Source organism: Ralstonia chuxiongensis (genome assembly GCF_024158925.1).
GTDB classification, from domain to species: Bacteria; Pseudomonadota; Gammaproteobacteria; order Burkholderiales; family Burkholderiaceae; genus Ralstonia; species Ralstonia chuxiongensis.
Window position 1 is genome coordinate 36,701 of the sequence record NZ_JAMYWC010000002.1, and the last position, 20,021, is coordinate 56,721.

General features: G+C 63.9%; 13 protein-coding genes and 2 riboswitches. Of the genes, 8 read left to right on the plus strand and 5 right to left on the minus strand.

From position 1 onward, the window contains the following. Positions 1–5 precede the first annotated feature (5 nt). Both hemN and NKG59_RS04815 read right to left on the minus strand, forming a co-directional pair. A complete protein-coding gene (gene hemN, locus NKG59_RS04810; protein ID WP_253535720.1) occupies positions 6–1,490 on the minus strand; it encodes an oxygen-independent coproporphyrinogen III oxidase in 1,485 nt (494 codons plus the stop codon). A gap of 700 nt (positions 1,491–2,190) precedes the next feature. Continuing rightward, positions 2,191–4,311: a UvrD-helicase domain-containing protein gene (locus tag NKG59_RS04815; protein ID WP_253535721.1), complete on the minus strand. Its 2,121-nt coding sequence runs from the start codon at positions 4,309–4,311 to the stop codon at positions 2,191–2,193. Positions 4,312–4,585: 274 nt separating this feature from the next. Between NKG59_RS04815 and NKG59_RS04820 the strand changes: the two genes are divergently transcribed. The 8 genes from NKG59_RS04820 to NKG59_RS04855 all read left to right on the plus strand — a co-directional run bounded on the left by NKG59_RS04820 (position 4,586) and on the right by NKG59_RS04855 (position 16,202). Then, positions 4,586–4,912 carry a hypothetical protein gene (locus NKG59_RS04820; protein ID WP_045206802.1) on the plus strand — a complete coding sequence of 109 codons (327 nt, stop codon included), beginning with the start codon at positions 4,586–4,588 and terminating at the stop codon, positions 4,910–4,912. Between the two features lie 401 nt (positions 4,913–5,313). After that, positions 5,314–5,411: riboswitch (glycine riboswitch) on the plus strand. A 12-nt stretch (positions 5,412–5,423) separates the two neighbouring features. Further along, positions 5,424–5,551, plus strand: a riboswitch (glycine riboswitch). 129 nt (positions 5,552–5,680) lie between these two features. Continuing rightward, entirely contained in the window at positions 5,681–6,808 is a 1,128-nt protein-coding gene (gene gcvT, locus NKG59_RS04825; RefSeq protein WP_253535722.1) for a glycine cleavage system aminomethyltransferase GcvT, read from the plus strand. A 47-nt stretch (positions 6,809–6,855) separates the two neighbouring features. Continuing rightward, positions 6,856–7,236: a glycine cleavage system protein GcvH gene (gene gcvH, locus NKG59_RS04830; RefSeq protein WP_253535723.1), complete on the plus strand. Its 381-nt coding sequence runs from the start codon at positions 6,856–6,858 to the stop codon at positions 7,234–7,236. 67 nt (positions 7,237–7,303) lie between these two features. Further along, positions 7,304–10,243, plus strand: a complete 2,940-nt coding sequence (gene gcvP, locus NKG59_RS04835) for an aminomethyl-transferring glycine dehydrogenase (RefSeq protein ID WP_253535724.1) — start codon at positions 7,304–7,306, stop codon at positions 10,241–10,243. Between the two features lie 160 nt (positions 10,244–10,403). After that, positions 10,404–11,522 (plus strand): alginate lyase family protein, encoded by a 1,119-nt coding sequence (locus NKG59_RS04840; protein ID WP_253535725.1) that lies wholly within the window; start codon positions 10,404–10,406, stop codon positions 11,520–11,522. Positions 11,523–11,615: 93 nt separating this feature from the next. Next, positions 11,616–12,992 carry an L-serine ammonia-lyase gene (locus tag NKG59_RS04845; RefSeq protein WP_253535726.1) on the plus strand — a complete coding sequence of 459 codons (1,377 nt, stop codon included), beginning with the start codon at positions 11,616–11,618 and terminating at the stop codon, positions 12,990–12,992. 634 nt (positions 12,993–13,626) lie between these two features. Then, positions 13,627–15,672, plus strand: coding sequence for an OPT family oligopeptide transporter (locus NKG59_RS04850; protein WP_253535727.1), 2,046 nt, complete (start codon positions 13,627–13,629; stop codon positions 15,670–15,672). 14 nt (positions 15,673–15,686) lie between these two features. Next, positions 15,687–16,202, plus strand: coding sequence for a GNAT family N-acetyltransferase (locus tag NKG59_RS04855; protein WP_045206837.1), 516 nt, complete (start codon positions 15,687–15,689; stop codon positions 16,200–16,202). A gap of 15 nt (positions 16,203–16,217) precedes the next feature. On the opposite strand, the gene NKG59_RS04860 is transcribed toward NKG59_RS04855, so the two are convergent. From NKG59_RS04860 to NKG59_RS04870, 3 genes are all read right to left on the minus strand, one after another. Beyond that, the gene (locus NKG59_RS04860) at positions 16,218–17,354 is read right to left on the minus strand and encodes a YbdK family carboxylate-amine ligase (protein ID WP_024977256.1); all 1,137 of its coding nucleotides are present in this window, start codon (positions 17,352–17,354) and stop codon (positions 16,218–16,220) included. A 5-nt stretch (positions 17,355–17,359) separates the two neighbouring features. Then, positions 17,360–18,583, minus strand: a complete 1,224-nt coding sequence (locus tag NKG59_RS04865; protein ID WP_253535728.1) for a cation:proton antiporter — start codon at positions 18,581–18,583, stop codon at positions 17,360–17,362. Positions 18,584–18,781: 198 nt separating this feature from the next. After that, the gene (locus NKG59_RS04870) at positions 18,782–19,915 is read right to left on the minus strand and encodes a branched-chain amino acid ABC transporter substrate-binding protein (RefSeq protein WP_045206831.1); all 1,134 of its coding nucleotides are present in this window, start codon (positions 19,913–19,915) and stop codon (positions 18,782–18,784) included. Between the last annotated feature and the right edge of the window lie 106 nt (positions 19,916–20,021).

Consider the following 20,021-nt stretch of genomic DNA (forward strand, 5'->3'; position numbering starts at 1 on the left):
GCGGATCAGACCACTTTGGAGTAGCGCGGGACGAAGGTGACGGGCTTGCCCTCGGCTTCCACCGCGCGCTCCGTGCCTGCCTCACGCAGGTGCGAATCGAACACCATGGCGATGCGGCGCACGAGCAGCCGCCCTTGCGGCGTGATGACAATACGCTCGTCCCCTACCTTCACCAGCCCGGCTTCCTCCAGGGGTGCCAGCGCCTGCAGCTCGTCCGCAAAGCTGCGTTTGAAATCCAACCCGTGGCGCGCGCCGAATGCGCGCATGTTCAATTCGAACCCGCACATCAACTCGCCAATCAGCGCGCGGCGCACGTGGTCATCGGGCGTGAGTGACATGCCGCGCAGCACGGCAAGTTCGCCGGCGTCGATACGTGCGTAATAGGCGTCGAGATCCTTCTCGTTCTGCGCATACACATCACCCACGCGGCTGATGGCGGACACGCCAAAGGCCAGCATGTCGCAATCGGCGTGCGTCGAATAGCCCTGGAAATTGCGCTGCAGCCGCCCTTCGCGCTGCGCGATGGCGAGTGCATCGTCAGGCCGCGCGAAGTGGTCCATGCCAATGTAGACATAGCCTTCGGCAACGAGGCGCTCCACCGTCATGGCGAGCAAATCGAGTTTTTGATCGGCGGTCGGCAGGGTCAGCATGTCGATGCGGCGCTGCGCCTTGAACAGATGCGGCAGGTGCGCATAGCTGTAGACGGACAGCCGATCAGGCGCCATCTCCAGCACGCGATCCAGCGTAGCGTTGAACGTTTCCGTACGCTGATACGGCAAGCCGTAGATCAGGTCGAAGCTGATCGACTCGAAGCCCAGTCGGCGCGCCGTGTCGACCACGCGGCGTGTCTCTTCCACGCTCTGGATGCGGTGGACCGCGCGCTGGACGTCGGGGTCAAAGTCTTGAATGCCGAGGCTTGCGCGGTTGAAGCCGATTTCGGCCAGTACCTCAAGCGTGGCGTCGTCGGCGTGGCGTGGGTCAAGTTCGACGGAGATCTCGCCATCGTCGGCCAGATCGAAATGCTCACGCGTGGCGGCCATCACGGCGCGCATTTCGTCGTGCGCAAGGAACGTGGGCGTGCCGCCACCCCAATGCAATTGCGTCACGCGGCGCAGCGGGCCAATCTGGTTGGCCACCATCGCCATCTCGCGGGCGAGGGTTTCAACGTAGCGTGCGCTGCGCGAGTGATCCTTTGTGATGACCTTGTTGCAGCCGCAGTAGTAGCAAAGGTTCGCGCAGAACGGCAGGTGCATGTATAGCGACAGCGGCGCATGCAGCGCGGGTGCAATCGTAGCGCGGCGGTGTAAGGCGTCGAGGTAATCGGCGTTACTGAATTTGTTGTGAAAGCGGTCTGCCGTCGGGTACGAGGTGTAGCGCGGGCCGTGCGTATCAAAACGCTGCGCGAGCTCGCGCACCTGCGGCGCCGACCAGCGGAAGGCGGTGTCATTTGCGGCGGACGGATCGTCGGCCGGCTTGGCGAACGGAAACATGGGGCGGTTCTAGTGGGGGCGATGGCTCATCCTAAAACCGGGATGTGGGCGCCGCGTTGATGTGTGTCAACGTCGGTCAACGCCTGTTCCAAAGCGTTGCTAGCTGCACGCAGGCCGTCACGGCGGCACAACAGCGCAGTTCGGCGACGGGTCTTTTCGGGGTTTTGTGCTTTTGGTCCATCCCTTGTTTCATCCCCTGCCGGGGCTGACTCACTTTCTTTGTCTTGCCAAAGAAAGTAAGCAAAAAAAGGCGCGCCCGATGCGGCGAACCATCCCTTGAATTTATGTCGCAAGGAGGGAGGGGAGGCAAACTCGCTGCGCTCAGACAGGCCTCCCCTCTTTTTCCTCCTTGCAACAGAAATTCAAGGCGCCGCATAGGGCAGGGAAAGTCAAAGGACAAAAGCAAACCTTCTGGGTGCCCGCCCAAACGAAAAAGGCCAACCGCGCGATGGGTTGGCCTTTCTCTTTTGACGTTGAGCCCTTGATGGCGCCTTGAATTTTTGTGAGCGGGCGGATCAAGGAAGGAGGCTGTCTGAGCGTAGCGAGTTTGCCTCCTTCCCCGCACGGTCACACAAATTCAAGGGGAAGTCGCCATCTCGGGCGCGCCTTTCTTTTGCTTACTTTTCTTTGGAGGACAAAGAAAAGTAGATCGGTCCCGGCAGGGAACGAAAGGAGGGTGGACCACTAAGGTCAAAAAAAATCAAGAAACCACAGGCTTCTTCGCCGCCAACAACCCCTTCAACGCCCCCAACCGATCCTTCGGCGACATCGCCGGCATGGTGTCCTCGGGCGTCGGCCCCGCGTCTTCGCCAAGCTTCATCTCGGCGATATAGCGCGACGGCTCACACACCACCGTCTCCCGAGCCCGCTTGCGCTTCTTGCACCAGCTGATATGCAGACTGCGCTGCGCCCGCGTGATGCCCACATACATCAACCGCCGCTCTTCTTCGATCTTCTCGTCGGTCAGATCATCGTCTTCGCGGCAGTGCGGCAGGATGCCCTCTTCCACGCCCACCAAAAACACATGCGGATACTCCAGCCCCTTGCTCGCATGCAACGTTGAAAGACGCACCGCATCCGGGTCTTCTTCCTTGCCTTCGAGCATGCTGATCAGCGCGATGGTCTGCGTGAGCTCCAGCAGGTTTTTGCCGGCATCCATCAGGCCATCGGCATTGTCGAAACCGGTGGCCTCTTCGTCATCCTCTTTCTCGGGCTTGGTGCCCTTGCGCTTGAGCCAGTCGAGAAACTCCAGCACGTTGGTCCACTTGTTCTGGGCCTGGCGCTCGTCGTAGGTGTCATACAGGTAGGCCTCGTAATGGATGCCTTCCATCATCTCGTCGAGCAGCGTGGCGGCGGGTTCCTTGGCGGCCCGGTCCGACAGCCGCACGATGAATTCGCAAAACACCCGCAGCGGTTCGAGCTGGCGCGGCGCCAGTTGGGCCTCGATGCCGCCCATCATCGCCGCCTCGAACAACGACACCTTGGCCTGTCCCGCGAACGAACCCAGCACTTCGAGCGTCGCATTGCCCACGCCGCGCTTGGGCGTGGTGATGGCGCGGATGAACGCAGGATCGTCATCCGCGTTGGCAATCAGCCGCAGGTAGGCGCATAGGTCCTTGATCTCGGCCTTGTCGAAAAAGCTCTGGCCGCCCGAGAGCACATACGGAATGCGCTCGCGGCGCAGGATCTGCTCGAACAGGCGCGCCTGGAAGTTGCCGCGATACAGGATCGCGTAATCCCGAAACTGCGCGCGACGCTCGAACTTGTGGGCAGAGAGCTTGAAGACGACGCTCTCGGCTTCGTGCTCTTCGTCATTGGCGCTTGTCACGTTGATCGCGTCGCCCATGCCATGCTCGCTCCACAACGTCTTCTCGAACAGCTTCGGGTTCTGCGCAATCACGGCGTTGGCCGCGTTCAGGATGCGCACCGTGGAGCGGTAGTTCTGCTCCAGCTTGATGACCTTGAGGTTCGGGAAATCCGTCTGCAGCAGCTTGAGGTTGTCGAGCGTGGCGCCGCGCCAGCCGTAGATGGCCTGATCGTCGTCGCCCACCGCCGTGAAGGCCGGCGCACGCAAGTGCGAGCCGCCCGCCAGCAGCTTCAGCAGCTGATACTGGCAGGCGTTGGTGTCCTGGTATTCGTCGACGAGGAAGTAGCGCAGGCGGTTCTGCCACTTCAGGCGCACCTCTTCATTGCGGGCGAACAGCTCGGCAGGAATACGGATCAGATCGTCAAAATCCACCGCCTGATACGCGTGCAGCGTCGCAACGTAATTGCGGTAGACGAGCGCCGCCTGGTGGTCATCGACGTTGTTGTTGGCGAGCGCTTCGGCAATCGCGGTGTCCGGGTCGACGAGACCGTTCTTCCACAGCGAGATCGTGCTCTGCACGCGGCGGATCAGTTGCTTGTCGGTGGTGGCCAGCTGCTCCTGGATCATCCCGAAGCAATCGTCCGAATCCATGATCGAGAAGCGCGGCTTCAGGCCCACATGCTCGGCCTCGGCGCGCAGAATCTGCACACCGAGCGAGTGGAAGGTACACACCGTCAACTGCTTGATGGGAATGCGCTTGCCGTCTTCGCGTGTCTTGCCGTCCATCAGCTTGGCCACGCGCTCCTGCATTTCCTTGGCGGCCTTGTTGGTGAACGTAACGGCAGCGATGTGACGCGGCTCAAACCCCTTGTTCAGGATCAGGTGCGCGATCTTCTGCGTGATCACGCGCGTCTTGCCTGAGCCCGCCCCGGCCAGCACCAGGCACGGGCCATCGAGGTAATGCACACCTTCGGATTGGGCAGCATTGAGCCCGTGGGCGAGACCGGAAGACATGGGAAGAGGCAGAAGAAAAAGCAGGCGGGAACATACAGCGGAGGGCGATGGTAGCACGGCGCCTTTGCATCGATTGAGCCTGCGCAAGGCCACCTGCGTCGGGCCTGACGGAGGTGCGCGAAGCTGCACCGCATGCGTTTGCGCCCCCCGCTTTTCGCACGGGCGTTACACCGCTTACGCGTGGTTACACGAACCACGTAAGCGGTCATGCGCGGCACCCCGTTATGGACGGGACAGCGGCTGAATCGGTCGGCCGCCCACCGGAGAACCCACCATGCACCGCATCGTCAAAGCCCTGGCCGTTACCGCCGTCGCCCTGTCCGCCACCACCGGCGCCTTCGCCCAAACGCAGTGGCAAAAAGACCACCCGCGCCGTGCCGAGGTCAACCACCGCCTGGCCAACCAGAACAAGCGCATCCACAACGAAGTGAAGGAAGGCGAGATCACCAAGGGCCAGGCGCGCCAGATGCACCGGGAAGACCACCAGATTCGCCAGGAAGAGCGCGACATGGCGGCTCAAAATGGCGGCGCCATCACCAAGCAGGAGCAGCGCACGCTGAACCAGCAGGAAAACCAGGTCAGCCGCCAGATCGGCAAGTAAGTCAAAGCCAAAGCAAGACCAACCAACACCCGCACTCCGGCCACACGCTTGGAGCTTGGCGACCTCGCCAGCTCCCGAGGGTGTGGCCGTTGTCTTTGGCCTTTGACGTACCTGCCCTAGATGGCGCCTTGAATTTCTGTTGCAGGGAGGAAAAAGAGGGGAGGCTGTTTGAGCGAAGCGAGTTTGCCTCTCCTCCCTCCCTGCGACATAAATTCAAGGAATCTTTCGCCATCTCGGGCGCGCCTTTCTTTGCTTACTTTCTTTGGCAAGACAAAGAAAGTGAGTCAGCCCCGGCAGGGGATGAAACCAGGGATGCACCGAAAGCATAAAAACCAGCCCTCCTTTCAAAAGCCGCCAAGTCCACCCCAATTGACAATCCCATCCCCCTTCCGTAAATTCCGCCCATCCATCCGGGAGAGCGTGCCCGCCGTACACGGCAAGGCGCCGCCGAAGGGGTAGCACCCGAAAACTCTCAGGCATCCAGGACCGGGCGGATCGGCGGACATGCGTCCGACCGCACTCTGGAGAGCTGGCGCCGCACGATCACTGCGGGCGCCCACCGAAGGGGCTCACGAACGGCGCGCACCGCTATGCGCCCCGCTTCGCAATCTCTCAGGTACCAAGGACAGAGGGGCCATCTGCGCAGCTTGTTGATCTTCATGGCGTCACCATGAGGGATCAGGCTGTGCAGGTGGCCTTTTTGCTTTTCTGGTTCCCGATCCATGCGCCGCGCCCAAGCCACGGCGGCGCGCTCAGCCGAGAGATTCCATGACGCTCCAACACACGCCGCTCAATGCCATCCACCGCTCGCTGGGGGCCCGCATGGTCGACTTTGGCGGCTGGGACATGCCCGTCAACTACGGCTCCCAGATCGAAGAGCACCACGCCGTGCGCCAAGACGCCGGTATTTTTGATGTCTCGCACATGTGCGTGGTCGACCTCACGGGCGCACGCGTGCGCGACTTCCTGCGTGGGCTGCTCGCCAACAACGTCGACAAGCTGCAAACGCCCGGCAAGGCGCTCTACAGTTGCATGCTCAACCCCAAGGGCGGCGTGATCGACGACCTGATCGTCTACTTCTTCCGCGAAGACTGGTTCCGCCTGGTGGTCAACGCCGGTACCGCGCCGACGGACCTGGAGTGGATCGTCGCGCAGAACGCCGCCGCCGGCACCGACGTGACGATCACGCCGCGCCGCTCCGACAACAACGCTGGCGCCGAGCCGCTGGGCATCCTGGCCGTGCAAGGCCCGAATGCGCGCGCCAAGACGTACGCCGCGCTACCCGGCACGCAGGCGGTGGGGGACGCGCTCAAGCCGTTCAACGCCGGCTTCGTCACCGTGGAAAACGTGGGCGAGATCATGGTGGCCCGCACCGGCTACACCGGCGAAGACGGTTTCGAACTGGTCGTGCCGGCCGCGCAGATCGCCGGTGTGTGGGAGCGCCTGCTGCAAGCAGGCGTACGCCCGGCCGGCCTCGGCGCGCGCGACACGCTGCGCCTGGAAGCGGGCATGAACCTCTACGGCCAGGACATGGACGAGCACGTCTCGCCGCTCGACGCCGGCCTCGCCTGGACGGTCGATCTGCAAAGCGAACGCGACTTCACCGGCAAGGCCGCGCTGCAAGCCGGCGGCCAGCGCGAACAGTTCGTCGGCCTGATCCTGCGCGACAAGGGCGGCGTGCTGCGCGCCCACCAGAAGGTCATCACCACCGCCGGTGACGGCGAGATCACCAGCGGCACGTTCAGCCCGAGCCTGTCGCTCTCGATTGCACTGGCGCGCCTGCCCAAGGACGTGGCCATCGGCACCGACGTACAGGTCGAAATTCGCGACCGCAAGTTGACCGCGACTGTGGTTAAACTGCCGTTCGTGCGCAATGGCAAGGCGCTGGTCAGCTGAACACCGAATCTGCATCCCCCAATACCAATCTTCCGGAGAAACCTTTCATGAGCAACGTTCCCGCCGATCTGAAGTACACCGAACACGACGAGTGGATCCGCGTTGAAGCCGACGGCACGCTGACCATCGGCATCACCGATTACGCGCAGGACGCGCTGGGCGACATCGTCTTCCTGGAGCTGCCGGACGCTGGTCGCGCAGTCGCCAAGGACGAGGCGATTGCCGTGGTCGAATCGGTCAAGGCCGCCTCCGACATCTACGCCCCCGTCTCGGGCGAGATCATCGCCAACAACGCCGACGCCGCGGGCGCGCCCGAGTCGGTCAACGCCGGCGCCTACGAGGCGTGGCTGTTCAAGATCAAGCCGACCAACGCCGACGATGTGAACGCGCTGATGTCGGCCGAGCAGTACGCCGCCAAGATCGGCTAAGCCGGTCACCGAAGCCGATGTGCCTGACCCGCACATCGGCGCTTTGCCTGAATTTCGAGCCCTTGCCATGAACGCTCCGCACCCCGCTTCCTCGGCGCTTGCTGCCGAACGCCCCACCCTCGCCGCCCTGGAGGCGTGCGACGCCTTCGCGCACCGCCACATCGGCCCGTCGCCGGAAGAGCAAGCGCAGATGCTTGCTGCGCTCGGTTTTGATAGCCGCGCCAAGCTGATCGACGCCGTGATCCCGCCCGCCATCCGCCGCCAGGACGGCATGCCGCTGGGCGAATTCACGCAGCCACTGACCGAAGAAGCGGCGCTTGCCAAGCTGCGCGGCATCGCGGGGCAGAACCGCGTGGCCAAGAGCCTGATCGGCCAGGGCTATTACGGCACGCACACGCCGGGCGTCATCCTGCGCAACATCCTCGAGAACCCCGCCTGGTACACGGCATACACGCCGTATCAGCCCGAAATCTCGCAGGGCCGCCTGGAGGCGATGCTGAACTTCCAGCAGATGGTGATCGACCTGACCGCCATGGACATCGCCAATGCGTCGATGCTCGATGAAGCGACCGCCGCTGCCGAGGCGATGACGCTGCTGCAGCGCATTGGTAAATCGAAGTCGACCGTGTTCTTTGTGGCGGACGACGTACTTCCGCAAACGCTGGAAGTCGTGCGCACCCGTGCCGAACCGATCGGCGTGCAAGTGGTGACGGGGCCGGCGGCCGACGCTGCCAAGCACGACGCGTTCGGCGTGCTGCTGCAATACCCGGGCGCCAACGGTGCGCTGCTGGGCGATCTGGCGACGTACCAGGCGCTGACCGATGCCGTGCACGCTGCCGGCGGTTTGGTCGTTGCGGCTGCAGACCTGCTGGCGCTCACGCTGCTGGCCGCGCCGGGCGAATGGGGTGCCGACGTCGTGATCGGCAACACGCAGCGCTTTGGCGTGCCGTTCGGCTTCGGTGGCCCGCATGCCGGCTACATGGCCGTGCGCGATGCGTTCAAGCGCTCGATGCCCGGTCGCCTGGTCGGCGTGACGATCGATGCGCAAGGCAATTCGGCCTACCGCCTCGCACTGCAGACGCGCGAGCAGCACATCCGCCGCGAGAAGGCCACCTCGAACATCTGTACCGCACAGGTACTGCTGGGCGTGATGGCCTCGATGTACGCCGTCTACCACGGCCCGCAGGGCCTGAAGCGCATCGCCCAACGCGTGCACCGCCTGACCGCCACGCTGGCCGCCGGCCTGCGCGCGATCGGCTACACGCTGGAAGCCGACGCCTTTTTCGACACGCTGACCGTCGCCACCGGCGCGCGCACTGCCAACCTGCACATCGCGGCACAGGCGCACGGCATCAACCTGCGCCAGATCGACGATGCACGCCTGGGTATCTCGCTGGACGAGACGGTCACACGCGCCGATGTCGTTGCGCTGTGGGAAGTCTTCGCGCACGCCGCACACGCTGCCGCACCGGACTTCGACAAGACCGAAGCAGCAGTTGCGGACGCATATCCGGCCTCGCTCGTGCGCCAGAGCGCGTACCTGACGCACCCGGTGTTCAACGCGCACCATTCCGAACACGAAATGCTGCGCTACCTGCGCAGCCTGGCCGACAAGGATCTCGCGCTCGACCGCACGATGATCCCGCTGGGATCGTGCACGATGAAGCTCAACGCCACCGCAGAAATGCTGCCGGTGACGTGGCCCGAGTTCTCGAACATCCACCCGTTCGCGCCGGCCGATCAGACCGTTGGCTACCGCGAGATGATCGATCAGCTCGAACAGATGCTGTGCGCCGCCACCGGCTATGCGGCCGTCAGCCTGCAGCCGAATGCCGGCTCGCAGGGCGAATACGCTGGCCTGCTGATCATCCACGCCTACCACGCCAGCCGTGGCGAAGCGCACCGCAATGTGTGCCTGATCCCGTCGTCGGCGCACGGCACGAACCCTGCATCGGCACAGATGGCCGGCATGCAGGTTGTTGTCGTGGCGTGCGATGAGCGCGGCAACGTCGACCTGGCTGATCTGGAGAAGAAGGCCGCCGAGCACAGCAAGAACCTCGCGGCAATCATGATCACCTACCCATCCACGCACGGCGTATTCGAGGAAGGCGTCAAGCGCGTGTGCGAGATCGTGCACAGCCACGGCGGCCAGGTCTACGTGGACGGCGCCAACATGAACGCCATGGTCGGCACCGCCGCACCGGGCCACTTCGGCGGCGACGTCTCGCACCTGAACCTGCACAAGACGTTCTGCATTCCGCACGGCGGCGGCGGCCCGGGCGTCGGTCCGGTGGCCGTGGGCGCGCACCTTGCACCGTTCCTCCCGGGGCGCGCAGCCTCGGGTGAAGACGCCAGCCAGAACATCGGCAACGTGTCGGCCGCAGCGTTCGGCTCGGCGTCGATCCTGCCGATCTCGTGGATGTACATCGCGATGATGGGCGCAGCGGGCCTGACCGCCGCCACCGAGACGGCCATCCTGTCGGCCAACTACGTGGCCAAGCGGCTCGCCCCGTATTACCCGGTGCTGTACACGGGCGCGCACGACCTGGTGGCGCACGAGTGCATTCTCGACATCCGCCCGCTGCAGAAGGAATCGGGCATCAGCAACGAAGATATCGCCAAGCGCCTGATGGACTTCGGCTTCCACGCACCGACGATGAGCTTCCCGGTGCCCGGCACGCTGATGATCGAGCCGACCGAAAGCGAGCCGAAGGTGGAACTCGACCGCTTCATCGACGCGATGATCGCCATCCGCGGCGAGGTCGACAAGGTGATCTCGGGCGAATTCGACCGCGAAGACAACCCGCTGAAGCACGCACCGCACACCGCAGCCGTGGTGATGGCCGATGACTGGTCGCACAAGTACACGCGTGAGCAGGCCGCCTATCCGGTAGCATCGCTGCGCAAGCAAAAGTACTGGCCGCCGGTCGGCCGTGCCGACAACGTCTACGGCGACCGCAACCTGTTCTGCGCCTGCGTGCCGATGAGCGAGTACGCGCAGGATTGAGGCATTCGAAGTGACATGACGCGGCGGCGGTGCATTGTGTTCCGCCGCCGCGTCACATGTAACCGGACGCAACCCCTGTAACCCGCGCTCACAACGGACGCTTTCAGCGCCCTTCGCCGTTATGGTGACGCCAGTTCACCTGATCCGACGGGACCCTGCTATGCCAACGCGCCACCCTGCCCCATTTTTCCGTCTGCTTGCCTGTGTTGCCGCAGTGGTTGTGTGCGGAGCCTGCTCGCCGACACAGGCAGGTGCGGCTGCATCGTTGTACGCAGCCGCGCACAACCCCGCCAGGCCGGGGCAGGACTGGTGCAGCGTTTCACCAGCGCAGTCCGGCGAGCCCGCCGCGGTAAAGCGGGTCGCCCGCGCCACGCAGCACCTCACGCAGACGCCGCACCCGTTGCCTCGCCTGCATACCGAAGGCACGTTGCCACACCAGGGCATCTACGACGAATCCGTTGTGGCCGCGCGGGACTTTCCGGTCATGCGCGACGCAGCAATGGCCTGGCGCCTCACAGGCGACATGCGGTTCGCCGAGCAGGTCGACACCTTTCTGCACGCGTGGGTCGGCACGTATGTACCGAGCTTCAACCCGATCGACGAGACGAAGTTCGATGCGCTGATCCAGGCCTACATGCTCGCGCGCGACGGCCTGACGCCCGGCACGCGCGCAGAGACGCAACGCTTCCTGCGCACGCTGGCCGAGGGCTATATTGCCCGCACCGAGGCTGCGCACCAGCCGCTGTCACACACGTGGGTGAACAACTGGCAAAGCCACCGCATCAAGCTGATGGCAATGTCGGCTGCCGCGCTGGGTGACCACGCGTTGCTCGCGCAGGTACATCGCCTGTTCCTGCAACAGGTCGCCAATAATGTGCGCCCGGACGGGTCGGTGGAAGATTTTGAAGACCGCGATGCACTTCACTACGTCGTCTACGACCTCGAGCCGCTGACGATGGCCGCGATTGCCGTGCAGCCTTTTGGCCAGCACTGGCTACATGAGCGCGCAGCCAACGGCGCCACGCTCGCCGCCGCCGTTGATTGGCTCGTGCCGTATGCCGACGGCAGCCGCACGCACGAGGAATACGTCCACTCGCACGTTGCCTTCGACAAGAAGCGAGCCGACGCGGGCCTGCCCGGCTTCTCCGGCATGTGGGAGCCGAAAAGCGCCGGCACGCTGTATTGGCAGGCTGCGCGACTGGACCCGAAATACCGCACGCTGGCCGAGCGGCTCGCCGCGACCGCGCCTGACTGGCTGGCGCTGTGCGCAGCCCGCTAACCGGCGAAGCTCTGTACTGACAGCGCGCACAACTACCTGGCGCAAGTGGCCACAAGCCGCTTGCACCCTTTAACGCCCCCGGAGCCTCACCCCATGGCTGTTTCCGTTTTCGACCTCTTCAAGATCGGCATTGGTCCGTCCAGCTCGCACACCGTCGGGCCGATGCGCGCCGCGCTCATGTTTGCTTCCGGCCTGGAAGCCGATGGGCTGATGCCGCAAGTCGCCAGCGTGCGTGTCGAGCTGTATGGCTCGCTGGGCGCCACCGGCAAAGGCCACGGCACCGATCGCGGCGTCATCCTCGGCCTGATGGGCGAGGCGCCGGATACCATCGACCCGGACACCATCGATGCCAAACTGGCAGCGTTGCGCGCATCGCAATCGCTGTCGCTGCTGGGCCGTCACGCGATGCGCTTTACCGAGAAAGAACACATCGCCTTCTACCGCCGCGAAGCGATGGCCGAGCATCCGAACGGTATGAAGTTCCACGCCTTCGACGCTGCCGGCGAGCGTCTGCGCGAGGCGCGCTATCTGTCAGTCGGCGGCGGCTTTGTCGTCACGGCCGGCGCGCCAAACACGCAGGTGCTTGCAGCGCATGACCAGTTGCCGCATCCGTTCCGCAGCGGCAAGGAACTGCTGGCGATGTGCGAATCGACGGGCAAATCCATCGCCCGACTGATGCTCGAAAACGAACTGACGACGCGCACGGAAGCTGAAGTGCGCGCTGGTCTGCTCAACATCTGGCATGTGATGCAGGCGTGCGTGGCGCGCGGCTGCCGCACGGAGGGCGAATTGCCTGGCCCGTTCCACGTGCGTCGCCGTGCCGCCGAGTTGTATTCACGGCTCACGGTGCAGGCCGAACGCACGCTGTCCGACCCGCTGTCAGTCATCGACTGGGTGAATCTGTATGCGATTGCCGTGAATGAAGAAAACGCTGCGGGCGGGCGCGTCGTCACGGCGCCGACCAACGGCGCAGCGGGCATTATCCCGGCCGTGATGCATTACTACGACCGCTTCGTGCCCGGCGCGAATGACGATGGCATCGTGGACTTCCTCCTCACCGCCGGCGCGATCGGCATGCTTTACAAGATGAACGCGTCGATCTCGGGTGCGGAAGTCGGGTGCCAGGGCGAAGTCGGCGTGGCGTGTTCGATGGCGGCGGGCGCGCTCGCTGCGGTGCTGGGTGGTACGCCTGCGCAGGTGGAGAACGCGGCTGAGATCGGCATGGAGCACAACCTCGGGCTGACATGCGACCCGGTTGGCGGACTGGTGCAGATTCCGTGTATCGAGCGCAATGCGATGGCGTCTGTGAAGGCGGTGAATGCGGCGCGCATGGCGTTGCGCGGGGACGGCACGCATTATGTTTCGCTCGACTCCGTGATCAAGACGATGCGGGAGACGGGGGCGGATATGAAGACTAAGTACAAGGAGACTGCGCGGGGCGGACTGGCTGTGAATATTGTGGAGTGCTGATTTTGATTTTTGCCTTGGTGGTCCACACTCCTTTCGTTCCCTGCCGGGACCGACTCACTTTTCTTTGTCTTGCCAAAGAAAAGTAAGCAAAAGAAAGGCGCGCCCGAGATGGCGAAAGCCTCCTTGAATTTGTGTGACCGTGCGGGGAAGGAGGCAAATTCGCTTCGCTCAGACAGCCTCCTTCCTTGATCCGCCCGCCCACAAAAATTCAAGGCGCCATCAAGGGCTCAACGTCAAAAGAAAAAGGCCAACCCGTCGCGCGGTTGGCCTTTGTCGTTTGGGCTTGCGTCCAGAGTGTTTGGCTTCTGTCTTTGACTTTCCCTGCCCTATGCGGCGCCTTGAATTTCTGTTGCAAGGAGGAAAAAGGAAGGGAAACTGTCTGAGCGCAGCGAGTTTTTCCCTTCCCCTCCTTGCGACATAAATTCAAGGAGGGGGGTCGCCGCATCGGGCGCGCCTTTCTTTGCTTACTTTCTTTGGCAAGACAAAGAAAGTGAGTCAGCCCCGGCAGGGGATGAAACAAGGGATGGACCACAAACAAAAAATCTAGAGGACACACCAAAAAAATCCACCAAGCCCCCGCCCCCATCCACTCCTATAATCCGCGCCACAAGAACCCTCTTTGGAGACCCGCAGGATGCAATCCCTCCATCCTCCCAAGCACATTTCGGCAGCGACCCTGCCCGAGCTGACGCTACGCGGCATGATCCTCGGCGCGATCATCACCGTGATCTTCACCGCTTCAAACGTGTACCTCGGCCTGAAAGTCGGCCTGACGTTTTCATCGGCGATTCCCGCAGCGGTGATTTCCATGGCGGTGCTGCGCATGCTCGGCGGCACGAACATCCTTGAGAACAACATGGTGCAGACGCAGGCGTCTGCGGCCGGGACGCTGTCTTCCATCATCTTCATCCTGCCCGGCCTGGTGATGATCGGGCACTGGCAAGGTTTCCCGTTTTGGCAAACGTTTGGGGTCTGCATGGCGGGTGGCATGCTCGGCGTGGTGTTCACGATTCCGCTGCGCCACGCGATGGTGGTGCAGAGCGACCTGCCCTATCCCGAAGGCGTGGCGGCGGCGGAAATCCTGCGCGTGGGCAGCGGCCAAACGTCGGATGGCTCGGACGCTGACGCCGTGCCCGCCGCCACTGGCATGCGCGATCTGGCTGCCGGCGGCATCGTCGCGGCCATCGTGGCGTTTGCAACCAGTGGTCTGCGCCTGCTGGGCGAAGGGGCAAGCTGGTGGTTCGCTGCGGGGGCCGCGGTGGTGCGCTTGCCGCTGGGCTTTTCAACGGCACTGCTAGGCGCTGGCTATCTGATCGGCCTCGTGGCCGGGCTGGCCATGCTGGTGGGCCTGGTGATCGCCTGGGGCATCGCCGTGCCGTATCTGACCTCCATCACGCCGGTGCCGGCGGGCAAGGCGCTGTCTGCGTTCGGTACGGACATTTGGCGCACGCAGGTGCGTTTTATCGGTGCAGGCGTGATTGCGGTGGCGGCCGTGTGGACGCTGGGCACGCTGATCGGCCCGGTGGTGCACGGCGTGAAGCGCTCGTTCGGCAGCCTGCGCCCGAAGGCCGATGGCACGCTGCGCACCGAGCAGGACATGGCTCCGCGCTGGATTCTGCTGGTCACGCTGGCCATGGTCGTGGTGCTGGTGATCACGTTTGCCGCATTCCTGGCGCCGACCATGCTGTCGGCCGGCTCGCGCTGGACGCTGATCACCTGCGCGGTGATCTTTGCGGTGGTGTTCGGCTTTCTGGTGGCGGCGGCATGCGGCTACATGGCCGGGCTGATCGGTTCGTCGTCGAGCCCGATTTCAGGCATTGGCATCATCGCCATCACCTTGGTGTCGCTGCTGCTGTTGGCTATCGGCGCGGACAACGGCATCGTGGGCTCGCCGGAAGCGAGCAAGCTGGGCATTGCGCTGGCAATCTTCACAACGTCGGCCGTGGTGGCCGTGGCTACCATCTCCAACGACAACCTGCAGGATCTGAAGACGGGCTGGCTGGTTGGTGCCACACCGTGGCGCCAGCAGGTGGCGCTGTTGATCGGGTGCGTCGCGGGTGCCGCAGTCATCTCGCCGGTGCTGGAGCTGCTATACAACGCGTATGGCTTTCCGGGTGCGCTGCCGCGTGCCGGCATGGACGCTGCGCAGGCACTCTCTGCCCCGCAGGCCACGCTCATGACGGCCATTGCCACCGGCATCTTCACGCACCAGTTGGAATGGAACATGGTGATTGCCGGCATCGTCATCGGCACGCTGCTGATTGCCGTCGACTGGGCGCTCAAGCAGCGTGGTGGTGTCGCCCGGCTGCCGGTGCTGGCGGTAGGCATCGGCATCTACCTGCCGCCGACGATCAGCACGGTGCTGGTGACCGGTGCGGTGCTGGCGTGGATCATCGAGAAGATTCTTGCCAAGCGTGCGCAGGCAGCCGGCGTGCCGTACGCGCGCTATGCCGAGGTACCGAACCGCCACGGCGTGCTGCTGGCGTCGGGCCTGATTGTGGGCGAAAGCCTGGTGGGCGTGCTGATGGCGGCCGTCATCGGGGCCACGGGCAAGGATGCGCCGCTGGCGATCGTGGGCGCGTCGTTTGAAGGCACGGCGCAATGGCTTGGGCTGATCGTGTTCGCCTTGGTATGCTGGGCCTTCGCGCGCCGTGTTCTGGCGGTGCGCCCGACCCATTGAGCCCATCACGCATCATGCTGCTCCGCGACGCAACGCAGGCCGATCTGCCAGCCATCCTCGCCATCTACAACGACGTGATCGCCACCTCCAACGCGATCTACACCGAAACGCCGGTCACGCTGGAAGACCGCACCGCGTGGCTGGCGTTGCGTGCCACGCAGGGGTATCCGGTGCTGGTGGCCGATGATGGCGGGCAAGTCGCGGGCGTTGCATCGTTTGGGGATTTCCGGCCGTACCCGGGCTTTCGCACCACCGTCGAGCACTCGGTGCATATTCATCGCGACTGGCGCGGCAAGGGCCTGGGCAGCCTGCTGGTCGAGGCACTGTGCGAGCGTGCCGCTGCGCTGGGCAAACACCTGATTGTTGGCGCCATCGACGGCGCCAACGCAGGCTCGATCCGGCTACACGAAAAGCTCGGCTTTAAAGAAGTTGGCCGCATGCCCGAGGCGGCCATCAAGCACGGCCAGTGGCTCGACCTCGTCTTCATGCAGCGGTGGCTTGAAGCGCCAGGAACGGTCCGCAACGACTGACCGTTCCTTGATGCATCAGGCGGGCTGCGTTGCCGCCTGCTGCGTCCACCGCCCGCAACCGCGTCGCACAGTCTCGTGCAGGTTGCGGGTTTCACGTTGCGCCGCGCGGATCCATTCTGCATCCGCATCACGCGCCTCCACCACCTCCCGCACCATGTCGAGCGCGCCTTCGGACGACAGCGCTTCGGCGTGTGCCGACAGCACCTTGCTCGTTTCCAGGATGTGATCAGCCAGCGCGCCGCGGTTGCCCGTGGCCGGATCGACGTATTCGCCGGCCAGCCCGAAGCGGCATGCCTGGAAGCGGTTGAAGGTGTAGACGAGGTAATCGTCTTCCACGGGCATGAACGGGCGATCGAGCAGCAGCCAGCGGCCCAATGCCTGGATATAAGCGGCGATGGCGGCCGCGCGTTCGACGGTCAGCGGGGTGTCCATCACGCGGACTTCGATCGTGCCGAATTCGGGCTTGGGGCGGATGTCCCAGTAGAAGTCCTTCATGCTTTCGATGACGCCGGTGGCGTGCATCTTGTCGAAGTACGCAATGAAGGCATCCCACGTCAGCACGAACGGCGCGCGGCCCGACATCGGGAAGGCGCTGACCGAGTTCATGCGCGCGGAAGCAAACCCCGTATCCACGCCCTGCACGAACGGTGACGACGCGGCCAGCGCAATGAAGTGCGGCACGTAGCGCGACATGGCGTGCAGCAGATACAGCGCGTCGTCCGGATTCGGGCAGCCAATGTGCACGTGCTGCCCGAACACGGTGAACTGCTTGGCGAGGTAACCGTACAGATCCGAGATGTACTGGTAGCGCGGCGATTGCGAAATCTGGCGCTGGCTCCATTGCTGGAACGGATGCGTGCCGCCGCCGCAGATGCCGATGTTCAGCGCCGTGGCGGCGTCGGCCATGCGGTCGCGCATCTCGCGCAACTGCCAGAGCGCTTCATCATGGCTGTGGCAGATGCCGGTGGAGATCTCGATCATCGAATCGGTGATCTCCGGCTTGATGTCGCCGGGGTATTCCTTGCCCTTGAGCATGCGCAGCAAGTCGGGCGACGCTGAGGCAAGGTCGTAGTCATGGCGATTGACGAGCTGCAATTCCAGCTCGACGCCAAACGTCAGGGCTTCGGATTTCGAGAACGGTTCGAGGGACATGGGGCTCAGTGCCTCCCTTCGTCTTGTCGCACCTCACCTGCCCAGCGCAGCGAACGCGCGGTCAGGATCGGCGCAACAATCTGTTGGATCGCCAGCGTGCAAAGAATGATGGCCGCAAGCGGCCCGCCGGTTTGTGGATACAGTGCCGCCGTATCGTGCATCAGCAACCATGACAATCCTGACATGGGCCCGAGCGCTAGGCCCAGCGCGATGCTCTGCCGCATCGACAGGCCCGAGAACGAGCCCAGCGCCGTCGTGGCCGCCAGTTTGGCGATGAAGCGCGAGAGCACCAATGCCACCGCCGCCACACCGCCGATCACCCAGTCCGACGCCTTGAGCGGCAAACCGAGCGACACGATCATCACCACAATCAGGATGCTGCCCGCGCTGCCGAAGTGCGATGGCCACACACGCGGGTGATCGTCCTGGTGCTTGAACACCACGCCCGCCAGCAGCAGCGTGAGCGGCACCGACAGCTTGAGCAGCTTGGCCATCGCCAGCGCAAACAGCACCAGCCCCACCAGCACCAGGAACGCGTAGTGATCGTCACCCGCCATGCGGTGATACAGCGCATGGCCCACCTTGCCGACCACCCAGGCTAGAAGCACGGAACCTGCCAGCAGGTACAGCGGATGGAACAGCGCCGCCGCCCAGTGGCCGTATTCGCTGTGCAGCCACCCGGCGGTGAGCGGCGCCAGCACGCTTGCGTAGATGCTGTTGAGCGCGCCCAACGAGAGCAACCGCTCCGTCACCTGGCCTTCGGCGCGCAGTTCGTTCTTCAGTTGCAGCAGCACCGTGGGGGACGTGGCCACCGCGATGGCGCCTGCGGCCACCGCCACCGGCGCCGCCACGCCAAACAACTGCAGCACCCAGGTGACCAGGCCCCAGGTCAGCAGGCTCTCGAAGCCACTGGTGAGCAAGAGCCAGCGATTGGCACGCAGCCACTCGAATGACAGCCGGTGCCCCAGTTCGAACAGCGCCAACGCCAGCGCCATCTCGATCAGGATGTGGGTCTGGTCGAGCATGTCGGCGTCGATGAGCGGGCGGCCGAGCACGCCGGCCGCCAGGCCCGCCGCCGCATAGCCGACGATGCGGGGCAGCTTGAGCGCCGCGCGCGCAAACTCGCCGCACAACGCCGCGCCGACCAGCGCCAGCCCGATCCAGAAGAGACCGCCAGGTGCGGGCGGCCACGAAGGGAAGAGATCGTGAAGTCCTGTCATGGCCGACATGGTACCCGAAGCACCCGATTGGAAAAGTCAGCCAAGCACTGACACGCGTTAGACCCGCGTTACCCGATATTTAACGATAGATCGATGGTTTTCGATGTAGAAAGCGACAAGCCTGCGTTTGGGGCCTTGGGCTGCCGGCAAAGAAAAACCGCCCCGGAGGGCGGTTTTCATACTGCGAATGGCTGAGAGCCGGTCGGATTACTTGCCGCCGACGCTCTCCAGCGGTGCCCACTTGCCGCCGGTGACCTTGTAGACGGTAATGCCGCCGTCCTTCAGGTCGCCCTTCTCGTCATAGGCGTAGTGCTTGGCGGTCACGCCTTGCATGTTGGTCGCAGCCAGGATCGGCAGGTACTTGCTCGGATCCGACGAGCCGGCCTTGACCATGGCTTGCATCAGGGCCATTGCGCCGTCGTAGGCGTACGGCGAGTACGTCTGCACCGGCGTGCCGAAGCGCTTCTCATAGCGGGCCTTGTAGCCAGCGCCGCCCGGCATCTGCTCCAGCGGCAGACCGGCCAGCGAGCACACCACGCCTTCGGCCGATTGCGCGCCAGCCAGCTTGATGAAGTCGTCGGTCTTGGACATTTCGCCCGACATCAGCGTGGACTTCATGCCCAGTTCGCGCATCTGCTTGACCAGCGGAGCCGATTGGCCTTCCGCGCCGCCGTAGAACACGGCGTCAGGCTTCTTGGCCTTGATCTGCGTGAGGATCGACTTGAAGTCGCTGGCCTTGTCGTTGGTGAACTCGCGACGCACGATGGTGGCGCCGGCAGCCTTGGCGGCCTTCTCGAACTCGTCTGCCAAACCTTGGCCGTAAGCCGTGCGGTCATCAACGATGGCGATGTTCTTGTAGCCCAGCTTCTTGACGGCGTACGTGCCGACCACCGAACCCTGCTGGGTGTCGGAGGTCATCATGCGGAACGTCGTCTTGTAGCCTTGCTTCGTGTATTCCGGTGCCGTTGCCATCGCGATTTCTGCGATGCCGGCGTTGTTGTAGATGCGCGAGGCCGGGATGGTCGTACCCGAGTTGAAGTGGCCCAGCATGCCCTTGATGCCGCTGTCCACAAGCTTCTGTGCGACGGTGGTGCCGGTCTTCGGGTCAGCTTGGTCGTCTTCCGAAATCAGCTGGAACTTGACTTCCTTACCGGCGATCTTCGGATGCGTGGCGTTGAATTCCTCGACCGCCAGCGTCAGGCCGTTCTGCATGTCCTTGCCGTACTGGGCTTGAGGACCGGTCATCGGGCCGGCGTAGCCCAGCTTGATGACTTCTTGGGCCGATGCCGCGCTACCCAGCGCGCACAGCGCTGCCGCCAGACACAGTTGCTTCAATTTCATTTGTGCGTCTCCTAGTTCAAACGCAATTTGGATCAATAGCGCGACGGGATCACCGTCGCCCTCCTCCCGCTTCGCGCTCCATCCGCACCCGTCGTGCGGATGGCGC